This is a genomic window from Flintibacter muris, assembly GCF_943192995.1.
GTDB lineage: Bacteria > Bacillota > Clostridia > Oscillospirales > Oscillospiraceae > Lawsonibacter > Lawsonibacter muris.
This window is the reverse complement of record NZ_CALPCP010000076.1, coordinates 1-7340: the sequence shown is the minus strand read 5'-3', so window position 1 is coordinate 7340 and position 7340 is coordinate 1. Positions and strand designations below refer to the sequence as shown.

The 7340-nt window shown below is 54.8% G+C and carries 11 protein-coding genes and 2 pseudogenes; 11 read left to right on the top strand and 2 right to left on the bottom strand.

The window, feature by feature from the left end; translation table 11 throughout:
• The 9 genes and pseudogenes from NFS22_RS22655 to NFS22_RS22615 form a co-directional block, all read left to right on the top strand.
• The coding region (locus tag NFS22_RS22655; protein ID WP_251319910.1) for an MT-A70 family methyltransferase at positions 1 to 535 on the top strand (535 nt) is incomplete at its 5' end.
• Positions 478 to 624 (top strand): annotated as a pseudogene (locus tag NFS22_RS22650) (NlpC/P60 family protein); the annotation flags it as partial. The gene NFS22_RS22655 and the pseudogene NFS22_RS22650, both read left to right, overlap by 58 nt.
• Positions 625 to 638: 14 nt before the next feature.
• Complete coding sequence (locus tag NFS22_RS22645; protein ID WP_044919934.1) at positions 639 to 896, top strand: DUF4315 family protein; 258 nt, start codon at positions 639 to 641, stop codon at positions 894 to 896.
• The gene (locus tag NFS22_RS22640) at positions 893 to 1567 is read left to right on the top strand and encodes a CD1107 family mobile element protein (RefSeq protein WP_251319909.1); all 675 of its coding nucleotides are present in this window, start codon (positions 893 to 895) and stop codon (positions 1565 to 1567) included. Before NFS22_RS22645 ends, NFS22_RS22640 begins: the two co-directional genes overlap by 4 nt.
• Positions 1564 to 1737, top strand: a complete 174-nt coding sequence (locus NFS22_RS22635; protein WP_169714842.1) for a hypothetical protein — start codon at positions 1564 to 1566, stop codon at positions 1735 to 1737. The genes NFS22_RS22640 and NFS22_RS22635 overlap by 4 nt, the downstream gene beginning before the upstream one ends.
• Positions 1738 to 1741: 4 nt before the next feature.
• Positions 1742 to 2095, top strand: coding sequence for a cysteine-rich VLP protein (locus NFS22_RS22630; protein ID WP_251319908.1), 354 nt, complete (start codon positions 1742 to 1744; stop codon positions 2093 to 2095).
• A gap of 124 nt (positions 2096 to 2219) precedes the next feature.
• The gene (locus NFS22_RS22625) at positions 2220 to 2762 is read left to right on the top strand and encodes a defense against restriction DarA-related protein (protein WP_251319907.1); all 543 of its coding nucleotides are present in this window, start codon (positions 2220 to 2222) and stop codon (positions 2760 to 2762) included.
• Position 2763: 1 nt separating this feature from the next.
• Positions 2764 to 3114 carry a plasmid mobilization protein gene (locus tag NFS22_RS22620; RefSeq protein ID WP_420908908.1) on the top strand — a complete coding sequence of 117 codons (351 nt, stop codon included), beginning with the start codon at positions 2764 to 2766 and terminating at the stop codon, positions 3112 to 3114.
• A 148-nt stretch (positions 3115 to 3262) separates the two neighbouring features.
• Positions 3263 to 4609 (top strand): relaxase/mobilization nuclease domain-containing protein, encoded by a 1347-nt coding sequence (locus tag NFS22_RS22615; protein WP_251319911.1) that lies wholly within the window; start codon positions 3263 to 3265, stop codon positions 4607 to 4609.
• Positions 4610 to 4797: 188 nt separating this feature from the next.
• Here NFS22_RS22615 and NFS22_RS22610 read toward each other — a convergent pair whose 3' ends face one another.
• Positions 4798 to 5160: a helix-turn-helix domain-containing protein gene (locus tag NFS22_RS22610; protein WP_430667077.1), complete on the bottom strand. Its 363-nt coding sequence runs from the start codon at positions 5158 to 5160 to the stop codon at positions 4798 to 4800.
• A gap of 91 nt (positions 5161 to 5251) precedes the next feature.
• Positions 5252 to 5803: a TetR/AcrR family transcriptional regulator gene (locus tag NFS22_RS22605; protein ID WP_066540973.1), complete on the bottom strand. Its 552-nt coding sequence runs from the start codon at positions 5801 to 5803 to the stop codon at positions 5252 to 5254.
• Positions 5804 to 5934: 131 nt separating this feature from the next.
• On the opposite strand from NFS22_RS22605, the gene NFS22_RS22600 reads away from it, so the two are divergent.
• Both NFS22_RS22600 and NFS22_RS22595 read left to right on the top strand, forming a co-directional pair.
• Positions 5935 to 6594: a class I SAM-dependent methyltransferase gene (locus tag NFS22_RS22600; RefSeq protein ID WP_066540975.1), complete on the top strand. Its 660-nt coding sequence runs from the start codon at positions 5935 to 5937 to the stop codon at positions 6592 to 6594.
• 510 nt (positions 6595 to 7104) lie between these two features.
• Positions 7105 to 7340: pseudogene (locus tag NFS22_RS22595) on the top strand (sigma-70 family RNA polymerase sigma factor); the annotation flags it as partial.

Below are 7340 nucleotides of genomic sequence, written 5' to 3'. Positions count from 1 at the left end.
GTGGCGGTATGCCCAAAAGGGCCTGCAAGGTGCGGCGGAGCGGCACTACCCCACAATGGGGATTGAGGAATTATGCGTGTTGCCCGTGGCGGAATTGGCGGCCCCGGACAGCGTTCTTTTTCTGTGGGCCACGTTCCCCCAGCTCCCGGAGGCCCTGCGGCTCATCAAGGCGTGGGGCTTCCAGTATAAGTCCGTGGGCTTTGTCTGGCTGAAAAAGAACAAAAAGGCGGACAGTTGGTTTTACGGGCTGGGCTTTTGGACGCGGGCCAATGCGGAGGTGTGCCTGCTGGCGACCCGTGGGCATCCCCGGCGAAAGGCCCCCAACGTCCACCAGTTCATCATCTCCCCTATCGAGGGCCACAGCAAAAAGCCGGACGAGGCCCGTGAAAAAATCGTGGCCCTTATGGGGGACGTGCCCCGGGTGGAGCTGTTCGCCCGCCAGACGGCCCCCGGCTGGGACGTGTGGGGGAACGAGGTGGAACCTATGACACCCCGGGAGTCTCCCACTGTGGCATCTATGTGGGGGACGGGATGATGCTGCACTGTGGCGACCCCATACAATACGCCAACTTAAACAGCAGTTACTGGCAGGCCCACTTCTACGCCTACGGGCGTTTACCATGAAAAGGAGGTTTTCAATGGCGATAAGCAAGAGCGCAAAAATCATGGCCGAGATGGAAAAGGTCAAGGCCAAAATCAGCGACCAGCAGGCCCGGCTGAAAGAGCTGGAACAGAAACACAAGGAGGCCGAGAACGAGGAAATCGTGGACATCGTGCGGGGCATGAGCATTTCCCTTGAGGAGCTCCCGCTGGTGCTCCAGCGCATCAAGGCCGGGGACGCTTTGGGACAAAATGTCCCGAAGTCCGCCGGGCCGGAAAAGGAGGACGCGGAATGAAACTGAAAAAATATCGTGTAATGGCGGCGGCTCTGTGCGCCGCTTTTTTGCTGTGCGGCATCACCACAACGGCCTACGCCGGGGGCGGCGAGGAATGGGAGGACGGTACGGGCGGCCCGGAGTGGGAGGGGCTTGACCCCGTGGAGCCCCCGGCCACCCCGGAGCCGGAACCCGAGCCCAACCCGTTCACCCCGGACGGCCAGGGGACGATGGTGGATAACGCCACGGACGGGGACGGCAAGGAATTTTTCACCATCATGGCGGCGGACGAGTCCGTGTTCTATCTGGTGATTGACCGCCAGCGGGAGACGGAAAATGTGTACTTCTTGAACGCCGTCACTGTGGCCGACCTTATGGCCCTTGCGGAGCCCTCCCCGGAGGCCGTACCCGAACCGCTCCCGGAGCCGGAGCCTGCTCCCACCCCGGAGCCGGAACCGGAACCCGAGCCGGAAAAATCTGGCGGGGCGGGGACGCTCCTGCTGGTGCTGGCGGTGCTGGCCCTCGGCGGCGGGGCTGGGTGGTACTTCAAGATTTACCGCCCGAAACAGCAGGCCGCCGCGCCCGGTGAGGACTTTGACGAGGCGGAGGAATACGGCGAGGACTATGGCGGCGGTGAATATGACGACCTCCCCCCGTGGGATGAGGAAGAGGAAACGGAGGGCGGAGAATGAATTTCACAAACAACCCTTTGGAACGGGAAATGAAACGCCGCCCCCGGCCCCGGGCTCCCCGCCCGGAAAAGCCCCGGGAGGGCTCCCGGTGCTGTGGCTGTCCCTACTGGCGCGGCATCCCCTGCGGCTCCTGCTTTCAGAGCCTTTTGAAAAAACCGGGCGGGAGGTGATACTTTGCGCGAGCTGACCCGTGAGGAAAAGGCCGCTATCCGCTCCCTTGTAGTGAAATGGTGCGCCAACTATGACCGGGAATACGGCTGTCTGCCCCTCGACTGTGAGTGCTATATGCTGGGGAAATGCTGGACGGGGGCTTACTGCCGCTACTTCCGGGAGGCGGTGCTCCCCTTAAATCCCGCATTGGAGGCCGCGCTGACTGACGGCCCGGCCCCCGTCCTACGGCCCTGCGCCGTCTGCGGGCGGCTCTTTGCGCCGGAGGGGAAAAGGGCGTTCTGTTCGGCGGCCTGCGCCGAAAATGCGCGGCGGAAACGCCAGCGCGACTATATGCGGAAAAGGCGGCTGGACTGTTAGCTTTTGCCGCTTGAAAACCCGCTTGTATCAAGGCTTTCCGGGCGCGGTTCATGGGGGCCCGGTATGTTTCTATGTCCGGCCCCCGTTTCCCGGCCCAAAAGCTAACATCTGAGAGGAGGTAACTTTGGAAAAAGCGCAGGAATACAAGTATTATTCTACCCAGCGGCCCGTTGACATTGGCACGTTCCCCAATGGCAAGGAAAACCCGCCCATCCGGATCGAAAACTACGAGGGCCGGATTTGGGTGGAGCATGATACCCGGCTTGCATGGGGCGAGCTGGCCTATGCCCAGCCGCTCACGGAAAAGGAGCTCTATAATTACGAGCTCAAGCCATCCCGTGATAACCCGGATATGCGGCGGCTGATGGATACCCAGGCCCAGGTGGTGGGGAAATGGGAGGACGAGGGCCGCGTCCCTGATGGAAAGCGGCTGACATGGTTTTACCCGGATTTTGGGTGCTATGTAGTGAAAGAATTTGTTTCCCCGGAGCGGCTGGCCGAGTGTGCCCGTGGGGTGGAGCTCCAGCAGGAGGCCGCTGGCCGTAAACGGGCCCGGCAGGAAAAACCCCCGATTGCCGCACAACTGCGGGAGGCTGAGAAACTGGCCGGGGAACGGCAGGCCCCCTCTGCGCCTAAACGGAACGCGCCCGACCGGGGCGACAGATAGCGTGGCTGGCAAAAAGCGCCGCCGCCCCATCCATCTCCATGTGATGGTATCTGAGGAAGAGCAGGCACTTATCCAGGAACGCATGGCCCAGGCGGGCATCCGCAACATGGGGGCCTATATGCGCCGGATGGCCCTCTGCGGCTATGTGCTCCAGATTGACCTTGCCCCCGTCCGGGAGCTGGTGTCCCTCCAGCGGCGGTGCTCAAACAACCTCAATCAAGTGGCTGTCCACGCCAACACCTACGGGGGCATTTACCCCGAGGAAATATCGGCCCTCCAGCGGGACTACTCCGCCTTGTGGGGCCCTCTGTCTGATTTGCTGAAACAGCTTTCCGCGCTGGTGGAGCTGTGATTTGCTGGGGAGCGGTGCTGTGCCGCTCCCCGGCTTTTCGTACTTCGGGACATTTTGTCCCAAAGTCCCAACGAGAGGAGGTGTTACCACGGCCACGACCTACATCCGGCCCTACAAGCAGGCGGCGGGACTGAGCGCCGTCCAGACGATGGAGGAGCGGTTTGCCTACGGGCTCAACCCCCAAAAGCTGGGGGCCGTGTCCTCCCACCTTTGCGACCCGGCCACAGCCGCCGCCGAGTTTCTGCTGGTGAAAAGCGAATACCAGGCGGCTACTGCCCGGCCCGTGGAGCGCGGGGCGCTGTTCTTCCAGATACGGCAGGCGTTCCCGCCCAGCGAGGTGACGGCGGAGGAGGCAAATAAGCTGGGCTTTGAAACGGCGATGCGCTGGACGAAAGGCCAATACCAGTTTTTTGTCTGCACCCATACCGACAAGGGCCACATTCACAACCACATCTATTTCAATTCCACGGCCTTTGACTGCTCCCGGAAATTCCATAATTTCCTCGGCTCCAGCTTTGCCCTCCGGCGGCTGTCTGACCGGGTATGTCTGGAGCATGATTTGTCCGTGATACAAAATCCCAAACAGCACAGCAAGGGCCGTTTCCTCCACTATGGCCAGTGGATAGGCGACAAGCCGCCCTCCGCGCAACAGCGGGTGCGGCTGGCAAGCATCGCGGCCCTTGAGAAAAAGCCCGCCGACTTTGCCGCGTTCCTGCGGCTGATGGAGGAGTCTGGCTTTGCTGTCAAGCGCGGGCGGGGCGGCGTGGTGTCGTTCCTCGCGCCGGGGCAGGATAAATACACCCGGCTCCGGGCATCCACCCTCGGCGCGGGCTTTGACCCCGAGGACATCCGGGCGGTGATCGCCGGGGAGCGGCCCCTCCCGGAGCTCCCCAGGGACGCACCGCCCCCGCCCCGGCAGGTGGGCCTTATCATCGACATTCAACAGCGCATGGCCGAGGGCAAGGGCCCCGCTTATGAACGCTGGGCCAAAGTTTACAACCTAAAGCAGATGGCCGCCGCCCTCCAGTTCCTGCAGGAGAACAATCTGACCGACTATGACGCGCTGGCGGCAAAGACCACGGCGGCGGTTGACCGGGCCCACGCGCTGGCCGGGGAGCTCCAGACCACCGAGGCGGCCCTCTCTAAAGTCTCCGGGCTGATGGGGGCCGTGGTGGACTATGCCAAGGCCCGGCCCGTGTTTGACGGCTACAAGGCGGCCCGGTACTCGAAAAAGTACCTTGCCGAGCATGAGGCGGAGCTTGCCACCTACCGGGCGGCCCGGGCCGCTATGAATGAATTGCTGGGCGGTGAAAAACTCCCCAAAATGGACGCGCTGAAAAAACAGCGGCGGGAGCTGGCGGATAAGAAAAAGGCCCTCTATGCCGAGTATAGGCAGGCCCAGCGGGATATGCGGGAGGCCGTGGCTGTCAAGGCCAACATCGACCATCTGCTCGGACTGACGGACGGGCGGGACGATAAGGAACAGACGCGATAGCGGCGGTGACGCAGCCAACCTCTTTGGGACATTTTGTCCCAAAGAGCCGGGTTTGGGGAGGCTCCCCAACAAGCATTTTTGCGGGCCTGCGGCCCAGCAAAAATTTCGGAGTGTGGCCACACCCGAATTGCTTGCCGAAACGCGCAACCCCCGAAGTGGCGCGAAAAAACGGAGGCGCGTGCTTCTCTTTACGCATCCTCCGTTTCACGGGCTTTTTGCAGTCCCTCTGCTGTGTATTTCATTACGGTTAGCTCTTTTTCGTCCATCGAATTGAGCATAACATCGATCTGTTTCCGGCAGGTGCTCTCTCCGTTGAGCTTGTCCGGGAAAAAGAATTGATCCACGGAAATCTCCAGCAGGGTGACAAGCTGGTAAAAAACATTGAGGCTTGGTTTCTGGCCCCGGTTCTCCATATACATGATGGAGCGCGGGGTGCGATCCACAAGCTGAGCCAGATACTCCTGCGTCCAGCCTTTTGCTTCCCGTTTGCGTTTGATCTCACGGCCCAAGGCGTGAAAATCAAGATGTTTGTCGTATTGGTACATTCTCATATCACCCTATATTATTCTACATTTCGGGTAAGACTATGAGAACGAAATACAATTTTACTTATAGTAGTATTTTATTTCCTTCTGTGATTTGCTAAATGGAATATGACATCAATGTCTCTACGATCTGAGCCATTTCTTCAGGTGTTTCATGCCCACCACGTCTAATCCATTTAATTGATATGTTCCAAAATCCTCCGGTAAAAAACGAGAGCGCATATTCAGAATAATAAACCGGATTGTCATCTATTCTTTTGTCCTCAAACATTTCATGTAGCATAGGAAGATAATCATCAAATGCTATCAGTAATAATGGCAAAAGATCATTTTTATCAAGTAGAATTAAAAAATCTGAATGTTGCTTACAAGTTGAAAAAAAGGCTTTTGCGATTGCAAAGATTGTAAGTTTATTCTCTTTGTTTAAACGAGCGATATAGTCTTGGCATGTCCTGTCTAAATAAAACCGCAACACATCTTCTTTGCTCTTGAAATTCCTATAAAAAGTTTTTCGATCTACCCCGGCCTTTTGCGCTAATTCCTTAATTGTAATATCAGAATATTTTTTAGTTTTCATTAAAATTTGCAAAGCCTTTACAAGCCATTCCTTAGATTGTAAAGATAAAAAACTATTACTCTTATTACCCATACTCCCACCTGCCACATTTTATATATGTTTGGGACACTTCGCCTTGGCGTAGTTGACCGCATATAGATTTTACATTATAATTTTAGGTGCCGCAAGTGTGGCATCTAATTTTAAGAATTGGAGGTGTGAAAATGCCAAATAAAATTGAAAATGCTTATAAGCTCTCCCAAAATATATACGATGACGCATTAACGCAAAAAAAATGGTGGGCAAAATTATACAACTATGTTTTTTGGGGAGGAGTAGATAATCTGGAAATCTCCAAAAAAATATTAAGCATCATTCCCAAAGACTTTTCAGGCGTATTATTAGATGTTCCTGTTGGAACGGCTCAGTTTACAGTTGAAAAGTATGCTGCTTTGCCGTTGTCCAAAATAATATGTTTAGACTATTCAGAAGATATGCTCGTTCAAGCCAAATCAAGATTTGAAAAGCATCATATTTCAAACGTTCAGTGTATTCAGGGCGATGTTGGTAATTTGCCCTTTGAAAACCAGATGTTTGATGTATTAGTATCAATGAATGGGTTTCATGCTTTTCCCGATAAGGAGAAAGCCTTTAGCGAAACATTCCGCGTTCTGAAAAATGGCGGTATGTTCATTGGGTGTTTTTATGTTAAAGGGGAATGTAAACGAACTGATTTTTTAGTTAAAAATGTACTTGCTCCCAAAGGCTGGTTTACCCTTCCATTCCAGACTTTTTCGGATTTAAACAGTTTTTTGGAAAAGAATTATTCAACTGTTAATATTTATCACGAACATTCCATCGCATATTTCTGGTGTAAAAAATAGATAATGTATAGGCAGATCAAATTAAATAAACTGTCGCTCAACGGTAAATAAAAAAAACCGTTGTTTCGGCGGCTGAATATTTGCGCGCCAAAACAAAATACAGTAGCCTAACGGCGGTTTTGAAATAACAAATTTCAAGCCGCCGTTTTCTTGTAAAAAACAGAAAATCGGAGGGTGTATTAAAGTCGCCCATTTTTAAGGACACGGCGGTATCCGGGAGGTATCGTTGTGTCCTTTTTTATCTGCACTCAACTTAATTTGTTAAAAAAAGTTTAGCTCCTCCACCGGGTTACTCCGGCCATCAATGCGAAATTTGTAAGTATATAAAGAACTGCGTCATTTCATGCGCCCGCACAGTACAACGCTGTGCGGGCGTTGTCGTTTCTTGTCGTTTCTGCTTTGGGACAAACAGTCCCAAGGTGCGGGACGGTTCTCCCGGGTGCCGCTCCCCGCCGCCCTCCATATCGTTTTCCGCAATCCGACCACAAAAACGATATGGAGGTACATACAATGACTATCATCAACTTGCGCGACTTTTACTACTGGTACACCCAGGACGAATATATTGAGGTTACTGACGATGTGGCCGAGGCGCTCCGAGCCAGCATCCGCTATGAGGCGGCCTATACCGAGCGGGCCCGCTACAACAAGGCGTACTATTCCTTGGACGCGGATGACGGCATCGAGTATTCCGCCTGCCTGCACGAGCTCACCCCGGACGAGGTTCTGGAGCTCAAGGAGCGGTT

What these genes read in the sequence shown, in the direction of transcription:
- NFS22_RS22605 (WP_066540973.1), bottom strand. Translation starts at nt 5,803, where the DNA reads ATGGGTAATAAGAGTAATAGTTTTTTATCTTTACAATCTAAGGAATGG.
- NFS22_RS22600 (WP_066540975.1), top strand. Translation starts at nt 5,935, where the DNA reads ATGCCAAATAAAATTGAAAATGCTTATAAGCTCTCCCAAAATATATAC.
- NFS22_RS22610 (WP_430667077.1), bottom strand. Translation starts at nt 5,160, where the DNA reads ATGAGAATGTACCAATACGACAAACATCTTGATTTTCACGCCTTGGGC.
- NFS22_RS22635 (WP_169714842.1), top strand. Translation starts at nt 1,564, where the DNA reads ATGAATTTCACAAACAACCCTTTGGAACGGGAAATGAAACGCCGCCCC.
- NFS22_RS22640 (WP_251319909.1), top strand. Translation starts at nt 893, where the DNA reads ATGAAACTGAAAAAATATCGTGTAATGGCGGCGGCTCTGTGCGCCGCT.
- NFS22_RS22615 (WP_251319911.1), top strand. Translation starts at nt 3,263, where the DNA reads ATGGAGGAGCGGTTTGCCTACGGGCTCAACCCCCAAAAGCTGGGGGCC.
- NFS22_RS22645 (WP_044919934.1), top strand. Translation starts at nt 639, where the DNA reads ATGGCGATAAGCAAGAGCGCAAAAATCATGGCCGAGATGGAAAAGGTC.